Source organism: Shimia gijangensis, assembly GCF_900142085.1.
In the GTDB taxonomy this organism is placed as follows: domain Bacteria; phylum Pseudomonadota; class Alphaproteobacteria; order Rhodobacterales; family Rhodobacteraceae; genus Shimia; species Shimia gijangensis.
The window spans coordinates 1-13,074 of record NZ_FQZQ01000041.1 but is presented as its reverse complement, the minus strand read 5'-3'; the positions used below and the strand labels follow the sequence as shown (position 1 = coordinate 13,074).

Annotated in this window: 12 protein-coding genes and 4 pseudogenes; 13 read left to right on the top strand and 3 right to left on the bottom strand. The window is 54.5% G+C overall.

Annotation, left to right across the window (positions count from 1 at the left end):
- Positions 1-30 precede the first annotated feature (30 nt).
- The 10 genes and pseudogenes from BUC32_RS19335 to BUC32_RS19295 all read left to right on the top strand — a co-directional run bounded on the left by BUC32_RS19335 (position 31) and on the right by BUC32_RS19295 (position 7,779).
- Entirely contained in the window at positions 31-1,362 is a 1,332-nt protein-coding gene (locus tag BUC32_RS19335; RefSeq protein ID WP_245815230.1) for a transposase, read from the top strand.
- Positions 1,363-1,586: 224 nt separating this feature from the next.
- Positions 1,587-2,216: pseudogene (locus BUC32_RS19330) on the top strand (tyrosine-type recombinase/integrase).
- Positions 2,217-2,409: 193 nt separating this feature from the next.
- Positions 2,410-2,682, top strand: coding sequence for a DUF3489 domain-containing protein (locus BUC32_RS20760; protein WP_073257102.1), 273 nt, complete (start codon positions 2,410-2,412; stop codon positions 2,680-2,682).
- Positions 2,679-3,131 (top strand): DUF2924 domain-containing protein, encoded by a 453-nt coding sequence (locus BUC32_RS19320; RefSeq protein ID WP_073257094.1) that lies wholly within the window; start codon positions 2,679-2,681, stop codon positions 3,129-3,131. Before BUC32_RS20760 ends, BUC32_RS19320 begins: the two co-directional genes overlap by 4 nt.
- Positions 3,128-4,615 carry a recombinase family protein gene (locus tag BUC32_RS19315; RefSeq protein ID WP_083599427.1) on the top strand — a complete coding sequence of 496 codons (1,488 nt, stop codon included), beginning with the start codon at positions 3,128-3,130 and terminating at the stop codon, positions 4,613-4,615. Before BUC32_RS19320 ends, BUC32_RS19315 begins: the two co-directional genes overlap by 4 nt.
- A 747-nt stretch (positions 4,616-5,362) precedes the next feature.
- Positions 5,363-5,602, top strand: coding sequence for a ParB N-terminal domain-containing protein (locus BUC32_RS21075; protein WP_245815228.1), 240 nt, complete (start codon positions 5,363-5,365; stop codon positions 5,600-5,602).
- A 9-nt stretch (positions 5,603-5,611) separates the two neighbouring features.
- Positions 5,612-6,658, top strand: coding sequence for a DNA modification methylase (locus tag BUC32_RS19310; protein ID WP_245815229.1), 1,047 nt, complete (start codon positions 5,612-5,614; stop codon positions 6,656-6,658).
- On the top strand, positions 6,655-6,903 hold the full coding sequence (locus BUC32_RS21280; protein ID WP_073257091.1) for a DUF5681 domain-containing protein: 249 nt from the start codon (positions 6,655-6,657) through the stop codon (positions 6,901-6,903). The genes BUC32_RS19310 and BUC32_RS21280 overlap by 4 nt, the downstream gene beginning before the upstream one ends.
- A 10-nt stretch (positions 6,904-6,913) precedes the next feature.
- Positions 6,914-7,219: a hypothetical protein gene (locus BUC32_RS20835; RefSeq protein ID WP_073257088.1), complete on the top strand. Its 306-nt coding sequence runs from the start codon at positions 6,914-6,916 to the stop codon at positions 7,217-7,219.
- Positions 7,216-7,779, top strand: a complete 564-nt coding sequence (locus BUC32_RS19295; RefSeq protein ID WP_073257085.1) for a DUF5681 domain-containing protein — start codon at positions 7,216-7,218, stop codon at positions 7,777-7,779. Before BUC32_RS20835 ends, BUC32_RS19295 begins: the two co-directional genes overlap by 4 nt.
- Positions 7,780-7,997: 218 nt before the next feature.
- Here the strand turns inward: BUC32_RS19295 and BUC32_RS19290 are convergent, their stop codons facing one another.
- Positions 7,998-10,133 (bottom strand): CHASE2 domain-containing protein, encoded by a 2,136-nt coding sequence (locus tag BUC32_RS19290; RefSeq protein ID WP_245815227.1) that lies wholly within the window; start codon positions 10,131-10,133, stop codon positions 7,998-8,000.
- Positions 10,134-10,188: 55 nt separating this feature from the next.
- Positions 10,189-10,389, bottom strand: coding sequence for a hypothetical protein (locus tag BUC32_RS21070; RefSeq protein WP_245815226.1), 201 nt, complete (start codon positions 10,387-10,389; stop codon positions 10,189-10,191).
- A 213-nt stretch (positions 10,390-10,602) separates the two neighbouring features.
- Between BUC32_RS21070 and BUC32_RS21065 the strand changes: the two genes are divergently transcribed.
- Positions 10,603-10,821: a hypothetical protein gene (locus tag BUC32_RS21065; protein ID WP_245815225.1), complete on the top strand. Its 219-nt coding sequence runs from the start codon at positions 10,603-10,605 to the stop codon at positions 10,819-10,821.
- A 145-nt stretch (positions 10,822-10,966) separates the two neighbouring features.
- Here BUC32_RS21065 and BUC32_RS21275 read toward each other — a convergent pair.
- Positions 10,967-11,278 (bottom strand): annotated as a pseudogene (locus tag BUC32_RS21275) (FecR domain-containing protein); the annotation flags it as partial.
- A 572-nt stretch (positions 11,279-11,850) separates the two neighbouring features.
- Between BUC32_RS21275 and BUC32_RS21310 the strand changes: the two are divergent.
- Together BUC32_RS21310 and BUC32_RS20510 are read left to right on the top strand one after the other, a co-directional pair.
- Positions 11,851-12,392 (top strand): annotated as a pseudogene (locus BUC32_RS21310) (transposase); the annotation flags it as partial.
- 62 nt (positions 12,393-12,454) lie between these two features.
- Positions 12,455-13,074 (top strand): annotated as a pseudogene (locus BUC32_RS20510) (IS3 family transposase); the annotation flags it as partial.

Below are 13,074 nucleotides of genomic sequence, written 5' to 3'. Positions count from 1 at the left end.
CTTCGACCACGCGCAGATACGAAAAGCGGCATGAACAAAACTCGATACATCTTAGCCAAGCCGCAAACTTGTACAGAAATGCAGGACCAATTCAGTATCCGTACGCACCTTGCGGATTTCTATAGCCACACAGGCCGCCCATCTATCGATCCTGAACTGCTGATCCGTATGCTATTGGTAGGATACTGTTTTGGTATCCGGTCCGAGCGGCGGCTCTGCGAAGAAGTGCATCTGAACCTCGCGTATCGCTGGTTCTGCCGTCTTGATCTGGCCGACCGCCTTCCAGATCACTCGACCTTTTCTAAGAACCGCCACGGTCGGTTCCGCGAGAGTGACCTGCTGCGCCATGTGTTTGACATGACCGTTGCGCGCTGCATGCAAGAAGGGTTGGTGGGTGGTCAGGGTTTCGCTGTGGATGCCAGTTTGATCAGCGCGGATGTTCAGAAGCAGAACTCCAGCAATCCTGACGACTGGGCCGCACGCGAGATCAATCCAAGCGACGCGCCACGAGCGGTGCGCGAGTACCTTGATACCTTGGACGACGAGGCCTTTGGCGCAGCCACCACGACCAAGCCCAAGTTTACGGCGCATGCCGACCCCGCCAGTCAATGGACCGCAGCGCGCAAAGGCCCCGCTTTCTTTGCTTATTCCACCAATTATCTGATCGATACGGATCACAGTGTCATCGTTGATGTAGACGCCTGCCGGACGAACAAAACCGCCGAAGTGGGTGCTATGCGTAAGATGCTCGACCGGACCGAAGAACGCTTTGGCATCAAGCCAGATTGGATCGCGGCAGACACGGCGTATGGTTCATCTGACAATCTTGTCTGGCTCGCGCTCAAACGGCAAATCCTTCCCTTCATACCTGTCTTTGATAAAGGCGAGCGTACGGATGGCACGTTCTCACGATCCGACTTCACTTGGGATGACGAGAACGACCGCTACATTTGCCCGGGCGGCAAAGAGATGAAGCACACCTGGCGCACCTATTCCGACCCCGCCCGCAATGCACCGAGCTGGAAAGTCCGCAAGTATCGGGCGCTAAAGTCCGATTGCACAGGGTGCGCGCTGAAAGAAAAGTGCTGTCCCAACTCCGAGGCCCGTGCAGTCCATCGCGAGAAATACGAAATCGTCCGGGACTTTACTCGTCAATGCACCGCATCCGAGTTCAATGTCACAGCACAAAGGCGACGAAAGAAAGTCGAGATGCTCTTCGCACACCTCAAACGCATCCTTGGCTTGGGGCGGCTCCGATTACGTGGACCATGTGGCGTTCAAGACGAATTTACACTCGCAGCAACCGCTCAAAACCTCCGGAAACCAGCCAAACTCAAGCCTATGGGGCCCGCCTTAGGATGAGCCGGAGCCTGACCACGGACAACCCAATAAATCAACGCTATCGCCCGTTCCGAAACCCCAGAAACAGCGAGTTTTTCAACACAATCGGCTCGGAGCCGTCATTCGCCGCGTGTGTAACGAAGGTCTGGCGTGCTGGTGGAACCGGCCGTTCGATCAATTGGTAAAGTCGTTCAGTTGACGCGGTGTCGATGTTTGGAGTGGGAGGGACGGATGGAGGACGATCAATGCCCGATATTCAACTTCCCGCCACCAAACCGAAACGCACACCGTGGGATAAGGGGCGCCTGATCGGTCAGAAACGCCCGCTTCTTGCCAAGCAGGTCTGGCCATCCGAGCCCGGTTGGAACTTGCGGGAAATCTCAGGGATCTGGCACTGTTTAATCTGGCGATTGACAGCAAGTTGCGCGGTTGTGACCCCTTCGGTTGAAAGTCACCGATCTTGTTGTTGGTGACAGGGTTCGCGAACGTGTGACAGTGATCCAGAGTAAGACCCGGCGGCCCGTTCAGTTCGAGGTTTCCGAGAACACCCGCGATTCCATCTGGAATGGGTATGGCACCCGGAGATGCTCGGATGCCCGTTCTTGTTTCCCAGCCGCTTCCACGACAGGCCGCATGTATCGACCCGGCAATATGCCCGGTTGGTCCGTGATTGGGTGGCCGCGATTGGTCTTGATCCGAGCGGATATGGCACACTTTCGCTACGGCGCACCAAGGCAGCGCTGATCTACCGGAAAACCGGGAACTTGCGCGCGGTGCAGCTTTTACTCGGCCACACCAAGGTGGATAGCACAGTTCGATACTTGGGCGTCGAACTGGAAGACGCGCTGAGTATCGCTGAGAAGATCGACATATGAGGGTTAAGCGGGCGGCACCAGCCGCCCGCCTATGATGACTTGTAACGTCCGCAAGATTGTCAATCTTCCACTGGACTTCCGAGCCAAGACGAGCGTCACTGACGTCGTTGAACGAATTGAATCTCCCGCCCGGAATACTGGGCTTTGGTCAGTACAGGGCGCGAGAAAGCCCTGCTTCCAAGAGGAGACGACAATGACGGAACAACAATCCCAGCCACTTAAGACCGACCATGCCAAGCCCAGGCCATCCAAACTCGCGGGCAGGACCAAGTCTGGCGAACTGTGCAAACTGCTATCGCGCCGTTCCGGGGCGACGGTGGCCCAGCTTCAGAGTAAGTTGGATTGGCAGCCGCATACGATACGGGCAGCGATATCACGGCTGAGGAAGGCGGGCGTGACGATTGATCTTGACCGCTCGGGACGGTCCCCGCGCTACCGCATCGTCTCACATGGGGCAGACCAATGAGTGCGGCGGGAGATCAGTTTGACGTCTCACAAATTGAACAATTGGAGGCCGCAGAGCTTCGAAGCCTGTGGAAACAGCTCAAAGGGATCCACCCCCCGAAGACATTCACGGCGCGCCTGATGCGGGTGGCGCTGGCCTGGGAAGTGCAGGTCAGACAGTCAGGAGGCGAATCCGCTAAAGTGCGACGTGGGTGGCTAAAGGTCACCGGAGATCGGAGCAAGCGCAGTGGCGGAAGGCGGTTGGGCATTACGGCTGTTTTCGACCCCGCCGAGGGCACCCGCATCCTGAAGAAGTGGGGCGGAACCACGCACGAGGTTTTTGTCACCGGGAATGGCGTGATGTGGATCGGTGAGAGCTATTCGTCCTTGTCTGCGGTGGCCCGCGCGATGACAGGCACCAATCGGAACGGTCCAAAGTTCTTCGGCCTGCGGGATGGCATTAAGTCATGATCCGCAAGCGCTGTGCCATATACACCCGCAAGTCGACCGAGGAGGGGCTTGAACAGGACTTCAATTCGCTGGATGCGCAACGCGAGGCCTGTGCTGCCTACATCCTCAGCCAGAAGCATGAAGGCTGGAGCCAGCTTTCAGAGGGCTATGACGATGGTGGGTATTCCGGGGGATCGATGTATCGCCCCGGTCTGCGGCAACTCCTGGACCACGTCCGCAACGGTCGCATCGACATCATCGTTGTGTACAAAGTGGATCGGCTGACACGATCTCTGAGTGACTTTGCCAGGATGGTGGACACCTTTGACAGGGCAGGGGTGTCTTTCGTCTCTGTCACACAGGCCTTTAACACCACATCTTCCATGGGGCGACTGACATTGAATGTGTTGTTGTCATTCGCGCAGTTCGAACGGGACGTGACGGCGGAACGCATCAGGGACAAAGTTGCAGCCTCGAAACAAAAAGGAATGTGGATGGGGGGATCTGTCCCCTTTGGATATGAAGCCGTTGACAAGGCTTTGGTGGTCAATGAGGCCGAAACGACCTCGGTGCGAACCATTTTTGCCGAATACCTGGCCGCCGGTTGCGTCCGCAAACTGTCGGTCCGCCTAAGAGAGCTGAACATCCTTAGCAGACGTTGGGTTGACCGACATGGACACAGCAAGGGCGGCAAATTCTTCTCGCAAGGCGCACTCTACTACATGCTTCGCAACCCGATCTACGTTGGAAAGACCCGGCACAAAGATGAGATTCACGAAGGGCGTCATACGGCGATCATCGATGACGTGACATGGCAATTTGTGCAAACCCAACTGGAAAACAATGGCGGTCGTGAAACCAGAACCAAACGCCACCGCACCGGTCGGATTTTGAATGGACTTTTGTTTGATTCCGCTGATCGGAAAATGCGCGCCTCCTATGCCAGCAAGTCGCTGTGCCGGGATGGCGTGCAGCAGACAAAACGCTACTGGTACTACGCTTCAACCAAGTCACAGCCAGATGATGACATTCCAGTCGAACGATTGCCTGCGCAAGAGATCGAGCGCGTTATTTTGTCGGCGCTTACCGACCGGCTCTCTGACCATGTTTGGATTGCTGATCAGATAAGGATGCACATTGAGGATGCTGCTCTTATTGCGGGTGTCCTTCGTGCGGCCAATGCGTTGAACCAACCTGATCAGAGAGACGACGCAGCCAATGCTCAACAATACCTGTATTCCCTGATTACCCGTGTCGTCGCAAGGGTGGAAGGACTTGAGGTTTCGATGAACCTGGCAGCAATGCTGGGAGAAGAAAGCTCAGGTGAACCCATTCCCGTCAACTTCGAAATTCCATTCAAACGGCGCCAGATTGGTCGCGCGAAACCGATCGTGATCGCACCGCACAATTCAGCGAATCCGGACTCGGAACTCATTGCTCTGGTCGCCGATGCACGGCGATGGGCAAGTGAGTCAATTGATGGAACAGCTTATTCCATCAATTAACTCACGGACCGGGAAGGTTTGCGAAGTGGTGTGGTCAGCCGCATCTTGCCTCTTGCCTGGTTGGAACCGGATCTTTCGACGGCCATTCTGGAAGGTCGCCAACCAGCGTATCTAACGGCGAAGACTCTTCGCGATCTGCCGGAGCTGCCGCTGGATTGGGAAAAACAGTGTGAGGTTATTGGGTTTCAACAGGCCCGCAACCACCGATAGGCCTCAAGACCTCACGCGAAACTGACGCGCTGAGACTTTCTCCGAAATCGACCGAATAGTGCTCTGATCAGAGCTCAATTTAGAGGTCTCTGGTGTCATGGTTGCCTGTAACTCATTGAAATTAAGTCACTATTGATGGCGCTCAGAAAATCTCAGGTTCGAAGGAGAGAAAGTGGAGGAGGACGCAGTCTAGTGCGAACTGGTCTCAGGCGCGTATCCCTGTTTTGCAGGGAAAGAACAGGGAAAAATTGCCAAAAACGACCCCAAAACAGGAGAATTTGGGGTCCCGCGCCGATTTGTGGCGTTGTTTCCATCGCGATATCATGGGCTTACAGGTCGCAATTCTCACTTCCCTGTTAATCTGCAAAACAGGGAACTTGGGGTGCATCAACAGGGACACAATGCGCAGAAACAGGCAATGATGTTCTCATTAACAGGGAAGCCAACGATCTCGCGGACGCGGCTGTGTTGGGGCGTATCATGCAATTCATCATCTGGCCCTTTTAATCCACAGCCTGGCACCCTACATTGCGGTACATGAATTTTGACATACAAGATATTGAAAAACCTTCCCGAAACTCACCTCTCACCATCACCTATCGCCCGGTCGAGGATCTGACACCAGATCCGCGGAATGCGCGAACCCATCCCAAGCGACAAATTGAGCAACTGAAGTCGGCAATTGCGTCGTTTGGGTTTACCAATCCCATTCTGATAGATGAGGGCGATGCCTTGATCGCCGGGCACGGTCGATTGCGCGCCGCAAGGGACATCTGATTGGATGAAGTGCCAACGATTACGTTGGCGGGACTGAGTGATGCGGAGAAACGTGCCCTTCGTCTCGCGGACAACAAGATTGCACTTGGCGCGGGTTGGGACCTTGATCTCCTGAAACTCGAACTTGGCGAACTCGCCACGCTGGACGTGGATCTTGACCTGACCCTGACGGGGTTTTCCACGGGCGAGATCGATGTGATCCTTGCCGATACATCTGATCCGGACGATGAGATCATTCCGGCTGTGCCAGTTGAGCCGCGTACAGGACTGGGCGACATCTGGGAGATCGGAGATCACCGGATCGGTTGCGGCGATGCGCGCGATCCCGACTTCCTGCGTCGGGTGGTTGGGGCGGGGGAGATTGACGCGGCCTTTCTTGATCCGCCTTACAACGTCGCGATCAACGGTCATGCCATCTCCGAAGGACGGCACGATGAATTTGCCATGGCGTCCGGCGAGATGACGACGTCAGAGTTTCGGTCGTTTCTCGCTGATACACTTGGTGCCTGCGTTGAGGTTTCTCGCAACGGGGCGGTGCATTTTGTCTGTATGGATTGGCGGCACATGGACGATGTGTCCGCCGTGGGGCAGGGGGTCTACGGCGATCTTCTGAACCTGTGTATCTGGAACAAGTCGAATGCGGGCATGGGATCGCTCTATCGCTCGAAGCATGAATTGATCTTCGTCTATCGGGTGGGATCGTCGCCTCATAAGAACATGGTTGAGCTTGGGCGGCATGGGCGCAATCGAACCAATGTCTGGGACTACGCGTCGGTCAACTCCTTCGGCGGGAGCCGGCGGGCGGATCTTGACTTGCACCCGACGGTAAAGCCCGTTGGGCTTGTTACTGATGCAATTTGCGACGTGACCAATAGAGACGAGTTGGTTCTGGATGTCTTTCTGGGTTCAGGCACCAGCCTGATTGCCGCGGAACGCGCAGGTCGCCGGTTCCGTGGATTGGACATCGACCCGGCCTATGTCGATGTGGCGCTTGCGCGCTGGCAGGCGATGACCGGAAAGGAGCCCCGTCGATTGACCGCCGAGGCAACTGCATGAGCGATCAGAGATCGGCGTCGAGGACAAAGTCCGGTCAGTTCCGCAAAGGTCAGAGCGGCAATCCGAAGGGGCGGCCAAAGGGGCGGAGAAGCAAAGACAGTCGAACCTCCGCATACGACGTGATCGTCGACAAGACCCTCACTGTAACGAAGGAGGGTGTTGCAAGAGAGGTGTCGGTTGAAGAGGCGCTGCAAGCACAAAACCTATCAGCAAGCCCTGGGAGGCAATCGTGCAGCCCGGCGTGAAATCCAGCGCATGATCCTGAAACGTGAGCAGGCGCTGGCCATGCACGCGCCAAAGCAAGTACGACATGTTGATCTCTGTCAGGGGTACAACCCGGAGAATGCCAATGACGCCCTAATGATACTGGGGATCGGACGGCGCTTCGAAATCGGGCCGGAGGACAAGTACGACCGATGGAGACTGGAACCCTGGGCGGTGCAGGCAGCTTTGCGTCGGCGCCGGGGTGGGGCCAAACTGACCGACAAAGAGATTGCTGAGATCAGGCGCACGACCTGGGAGGCAGACACGCTTGTCTTGCCGCGGGGGACACCGGCATGAGTGGTGGGTTTGGCATATCCCGGGTCGGCTATGGCAACCCGCCTGTATCCACTCAGTTCAAAAAAGGTCAAAGCGGCAATCCGAAGGGGCGGCCGCGTGGCCGGAAGAAGGAAATTCCGTTCGATGCCGTGCTCGGGCAAACAGTAACTATCCGGGAAGACGGCATTGAGCGTAAGATAACTGCGGCTGAGGCGTTTCTGTTGAAACTTGCCAAGGATGGGCTGGAAGGTGATGGCGCATCTGCGCGGGCCAGTCTGCGTGCGATCGAAGAGGCACGTGTTCGCGGTGTGGCCGGCGAAACCGATGATCCTATCGAAGCTATATACTTTATGCCGAAGGATTTTGGAGCCAATGATGCCCTGCAATCCCTTCGCATGGCGCGGATACTGGACCCCTATCGCCCGACCGCTCAGATGAAGCTTGAACCCTGGATTGTCGAAGCCGCGCTCAACCGTCTTGAAAGACCTCTGACATCGGATCAACAGCGCACCGTCCTGGCTGCAACTCGGATGCCTGGCAAGGTCAAGTGGCCGGATTGGTGGTCGGTGTCCGAGGACTGAACCCCGGCATCATGGTCGATTAAAGGCGGAATCCAGCCATTCGGGCAAACCGCAGAGAAAGGCAGGTGAGAGCCCAGAGTGACTAATGCTGCGACAAGTATATCTTGGCAGTTAAGGTCGACAAAGCGGCCGTTCTTTGCCTTGGAAAAATGAAACGTGAGTATCCAAAAAGATTGATACTCAAAGTACGTATTCCAATCCGATTAAAAAGTGTAACGTCACGCGGCCATTTGGGAAAAATCTTCTGAACGCGCCAAAACTCGATCATAGAATGCCATCAAGCCGGGATCGATACCGATAGCTCGACGTTGGCAAATTTTGACAGCTAAATCTACATCTCGATTGGGGGCTCTGTTTTGAAGTAACTCAAGTAGCTCTGAGTGAGATTGCTTTAACTCCAAAAAGGCAGGAGATTGGCCAACCTCTTCATTGCCTACGACTAAGAAAATTGTTTCTGCTGAAGATTTACCCTTAAGCTGCACTGTCCCTGCTTCCAATAACGCCAACTCGGATTCTGAAGAAGCTGCCACGCTTTGTGACACCAAAATATCATAAGACACATGCCGACACATCGCCTCAATCCGCGCCGCGACATTCACGACATCCCCAATCACTGTGTAGTTAAAACGATTCTGAGAACCGATGTTTCCAACACATGCGCGGCCAGTTGCGCATCCGATTGCAAATTCGATCGGAGGAAGCGAACTATCTTTGCGAGTGTCATTGAATAAGGCCAAAGCAGAACGCATACGCAATGCGGCTTTGGCACTCAATTTGGGATGTTCTTCCATTTGCATTGGCGCATTCCAAAACGCCATGACTGAATCCCCGATAAATTTGTCGATTGTACCTTGTTCAGCAAGGATTTCTTCGCCCAGAGATGTGAACAATTCATTGAGCAACGCCACCATATCCAGAGCTGGCATGGTTTCACTTAGAGACGTAAAACCGCGGATATCAGCGAACATCACTGTAATGTCTTGGGTTTCCCCACCCAGCTGAAATTCTTGACCACTCTCTTCCATTTGGTCGAGAATTTCCGGTGCAACATAGTGGGCAAAAGAACGCTTGATAACACGTTTGTCGCTTTCGGCGGCTATAAACAGGTATCCTGCAAGAATACCAAAATTGACAATGCCTCCAATCATGGGAAACGTTGCATCAAACAGGATTAGGCCGGTTTGAAAAGCAAACCAACTGAGCCCTAAAACGAAAGAGGCTGCCAGACCACCAACCAGAAACGAGATCACAGAACCCGATATTGACATCAAACTCGTCACGACCATTCCCAGCGCCACATATGCGATCAATTCCAGAGCGGCAGTGTTGTCGGAGCGTTGTAGCATCTTGCCTTGGATCACCTGCTCGATCACCTGGGCATGGATCGAAACGCCTGGGACCGACTTGCCCAAAGGGGTTTCCCGAATATCAAGTAGCCCCGCAGCAGAGGTCCCGACAAGGATAATTCTACCTTCGATCTGAGATCGAAGCCATTCATCATCCGGGTCACGCAATACTTCAGTTGCAGATAAATACAACGCCGGATCATCGTGACGATAACGCAGCCAAAGATGCCCCGTTTCGGTCGTCGGCACGGTAAATGGCCCCAGCGATATTGAAAGAATGACGCCGCTTTCTTCTTGGGCCCCTTCAACAAAAATATTCTGTTCACCTAACGCCAGGCGCAGAGCTTCGATGCTCAGACTCGGCAATACACCGGTTGGACCTCTCCACAGCAGAGGAACGGTTCTGACGACGGCGAGTTCACCCATCGGCGAGACATTTACACCTCCAATCCCGACCGCGACCTGATCCAGCGGGGCCGCCAAAGGTGTCCAGTGCAGGGCCTGGGGAATTTTCAACCCTGGGTTTTCGCCGATCTCGATAATTCCAGCCCTTGGTCTGATATTGCTTTCAACATCACCGATCCGCGCAGCCACCCCTAGTGCGACCGGTCTTTGGGCGATGGATTGAGCAAATCGCTCGTCGTTATCAAGTTCGGAAACATCAACGCCGTCACGTAATAGTTTCGAAAACACAGGATCTTCGGAAAGACGAGCTGGTGAATATCTGTCCGGCTCGGCAAACAGCATATCGAACGAAATAGACGCCGCACCGTAGCCCACTAACCGCTCAACCAGTTGGGCGGTTACTGTCCTGGGCCAAGGCCACTGGCCAATTTCGCTAAGGGATGCTTCGTCGATATCCACAACGCGCACGGGCAAGTCAGGATCAAATGGCCGCGGAGAAAGACGTTGGAGATAATCAAAATAAATCAGTCGAGCTGCTTCGACCGGATACGGATCTGCGACCCGTACAAAACACCCGCAAACGATCAAAATGCCGCCTAGCAATCGGAATATCCATCGGCGCCTATTTTTTCCGGGACTTTTGAGCATTCAGTACGCTTTAACTGATCGGCAATTCACTCGCGGTTACCTCCCCCATTGCCATTGCCGCCACCTTTGCCGTTTCCACTACCGTTGCCGTTGCCTCCACCGTTTCCATTCCCGCCACCGTTGCCGTTTCCACCACCGTTGCCTCCACCGTTGCCGTTGCCTCCACCGTTTCCATTCCCGCCACCGTTGCCGTTTCCACCACCGTTGCCACCCGGTCTTCCCCCCCCGGCTTCCGAACTCAGCGCATTTCTAACACCGGGCGCAGAGCTGCCTTCAGTTATGCGAGCTGAAACGCGACGGAAGACGCCTTGCCCTTTTCCCGTGCCTGACCCGTGTTGTCCCCGGCTAATGCTGTTCCCATTGCCAGCACTATTGCCGTTGGGGCCACTTTGGCCCGGATGATTTGTGGAACCCGGGGCAGGTGGTGATGGAGGCTCCGGAGTTGGTGGTGTTGGAGGCTCCGGAGTTGGTGGACTTGGAGGCTCCGGAGCTGGTGGTGTTGGAGGCTCCGGAGTTGGTGGACTTGGAGGAGTGGGCGCTATTGAAAGTGATTCAGCTGACCGAGAAGGCGGGTTCAGATGCTTACCGCATCCCCCCAAATCTGCTCGGAATGGTTTCTGCAAAATCCGCTGGGACAGAATGAAGGGAAAGCCAGTGGAAATTGCTTTTTCGGTCTGTTCAAGGTCTTTTGGTGCCGCAATTTGTCCCCGTGGAGTTGTCACAGCCAGCGAGCAGCTACCCTTTACATTCTTACATGATCCGTTTTCTCCACACATTCGAACCGAGCCTTTGAGAATGGCAAGGGATGTCTGACGTTTGTCGAGAACCCAAAAATCAAATATTGTGCCCCGGATCCCCATCGTGGCCGTTGGAGTTGCGATTTTGTAGGCTTCCCGACTGCTTTTCCCGGAAATAAAGCGAAAACTACCACCAAGAGTTTTAACGGTAAAATTCCTTACCCGTTGCTGACCCCGCATCATGGATACATCCAACACCATATTGGCGTTCGGTCCGACGACAATCTTAGTTTCGTCAACAAAAATAAGTTGAACGACACCAGATCGATTTGTTTTGACGACATCTCCAGAATCCACGGACATCCCTGTCCGTAACCTAACCGTAGCCCCGCCAGATGTCAGCGTTGCACCAGATTTGACGTCCACAACTTTACCAATTTGCGCGGTGATCTCAGATGCGTTCAACAAAAGAGCACTCACCAAAACTAACAATGAACAATATTTAGAAACACGCATAAGAACCTCTTTACTGAGGTTAAGTGAGGATCTTCTCTTAAGAAAATACCTAAGCGAAGAGGCTCAATGGTCGCGCCTGTAATCTACATCAATCGTTTCTTGTATCGCGACAATCTGACACAGAGTGACAACAATAGCAACTCCTTGAGGTAAACGGATGCTCAAGTTTGGGGCTTCACTTCCCCGAGGTGCCGCGCTTGCAGCGGGCGTCTGGTACGACAAGTCGCACTGAAGCAATCAACTCTGATTTTGCAGAGTCTGCTTTTGGGCGAAAGCGGCAGTCAGGGCAAATCGGTTCAAAGGCAGCAATGTCCGCTTTGCAATCATTGATTGTACATGAAACCAAGGTCGGCAACGCGGGGCGGTTTCAACGGGTCGACGCAACACTATAATCTTTTTGGAAAGATAGAGTGTAAGTCATGGCCTATCGGAAGCGGACAATTTTCTCAGAGAAGCAGAAGATGGAGATCTGGGATCGGTGGCAACGCGGAGAGTCGATGGGCTCGATCGGACGTGTGTTTGATCGCGGCTCTTCGTCCATCTATTCATTACTTGAGAGCACTGGGGCATCAGACCAATAGCCCGGACGCGGTCGCGGTTGGCGCTAACACTCGGTGAGCGGGAAGAGATATCGCGGGGCCTTGTAGCCAGGCAGTCGCTGAGGTCCATTGCGCGCAACCTTCACCGGGCACCCTCAACTATCAGCCGTGAAGTTCGCCGCAATGGTGGCACCAAACATTACCGTGCTGCCAGGTCCGACGCGAAGGCCTGGGATCGAGCACACCGTCCAAAGCCCTGTAAGCTGGTCGGCAACGACTATCTTTGCCGCATGATATCGACCAAGCTGCACCGCAAGTGGTCCCCGCAACAAATCGCAGGTTGGCTCATGCGCGAACATCCTGATGAGGAAGACAAACGTATCTCGCATGAGACGATCTACCGGAGCCTGTTTATTCAGACTGGACCTGTCGCGGTTTGATGCCGCTCCTTTGATAGCATTTACTGCAACAAAGGAGACTGACTATGGGACTGAAACGGACGGACGAATTCCGGCAAGATGCTGTGCGGATCGCGCTGACCAGTGGGTTAACGCGCAAACAGGTGGCTGATGATCTTGGGGTCGGGATGTCGACGCTGAACAAGTGGATCACGGCACACCGAGACACGGGTGTGGTGTCAAAAGAGGATTTAAGCCTCGCTCAAGAGAATGACCGGCTTCGGCGTGAGAACCGCATCCTCAAGGAGGAAAGGGAAGTGTTAAAAAAGGCCACGGTGTTCTTTGCGGGCCTAAAGCAATGAGATTTAGGTTTGTTGAAGAACACAGAGCCAGCTTTCCGACCAACCGGTTGTACAATGTCGTTGGCGTTAGCACGCGCGGTTTGAGGGCATTTCGAAGTCGTCCAGCCAGCCGACGGCAGCGTTCTGATCTGGTGACGCTGGCTCACATCAAGGAACAGTCACGCCTCAGTTTGGGCAGCTACCGTCGGCCACGTATGACCGAAGAGTTGAAAGAGATCGGTTTGGATGTCGGACATCGCCGGGTGGGCAGGTTGATGCGTCAAAACGGCATATCGGTCGTACGGACCCGCAAACACAAGGTCACAACCATTGCCCGGCAGGCGATTGCAAAGCAATCTGCCGAG

What these genes read in the sequence shown, in the direction of transcription:
- BUC32_RS19295 (WP_073257085.1), top strand. Translation starts at nt 7,216, where the DNA reads ATGAGTGGTGGGTTTGGCATATCCCGGGTCGGCTATGGCAACCCGCCT.
- BUC32_RS19315 (WP_083599427.1), top strand. Translation starts at nt 3,128, where the DNA reads ATGATCCGCAAGCGCTGTGCCATATACACCCGCAAGTCGACCGAGGAG.
- BUC32_RS19335 (WP_245815230.1), top strand. Translation starts at nt 31, where the DNA reads ATGAACAAAACTCGATACATCTTAGCCAAGCCGCAAACTTGTACAGAA.
- BUC32_RS20835 (WP_073257088.1), top strand. Translation starts at nt 6,914, where the DNA reads ATGATCCTGAAACGTGAGCAGGCGCTGGCCATGCACGCGCCAAAGCAA.
- BUC32_RS19320 (WP_073257094.1), top strand. Translation starts at nt 2,679, where the DNA reads ATGAGTGCGGCGGGAGATCAGTTTGACGTCTCACAAATTGAACAATTG.
- BUC32_RS21075 (WP_245815228.1), top strand. Translation starts at nt 5,363, where the DNA reads ATGAATTTTGACATACAAGATATTGAAAAACCTTCCCGAAACTCACCT.
- BUC32_RS20760 (WP_073257102.1), top strand. Translation starts at nt 2,410, where the DNA reads ATGACGGAACAACAATCCCAGCCACTTAAGACCGACCATGCCAAGCCC.
- BUC32_RS21280 (WP_073257091.1), top strand. Translation starts at nt 6,655, where the DNA reads ATGAGCGATCAGAGATCGGCGTCGAGGACAAAGTCCGGTCAGTTCCGC.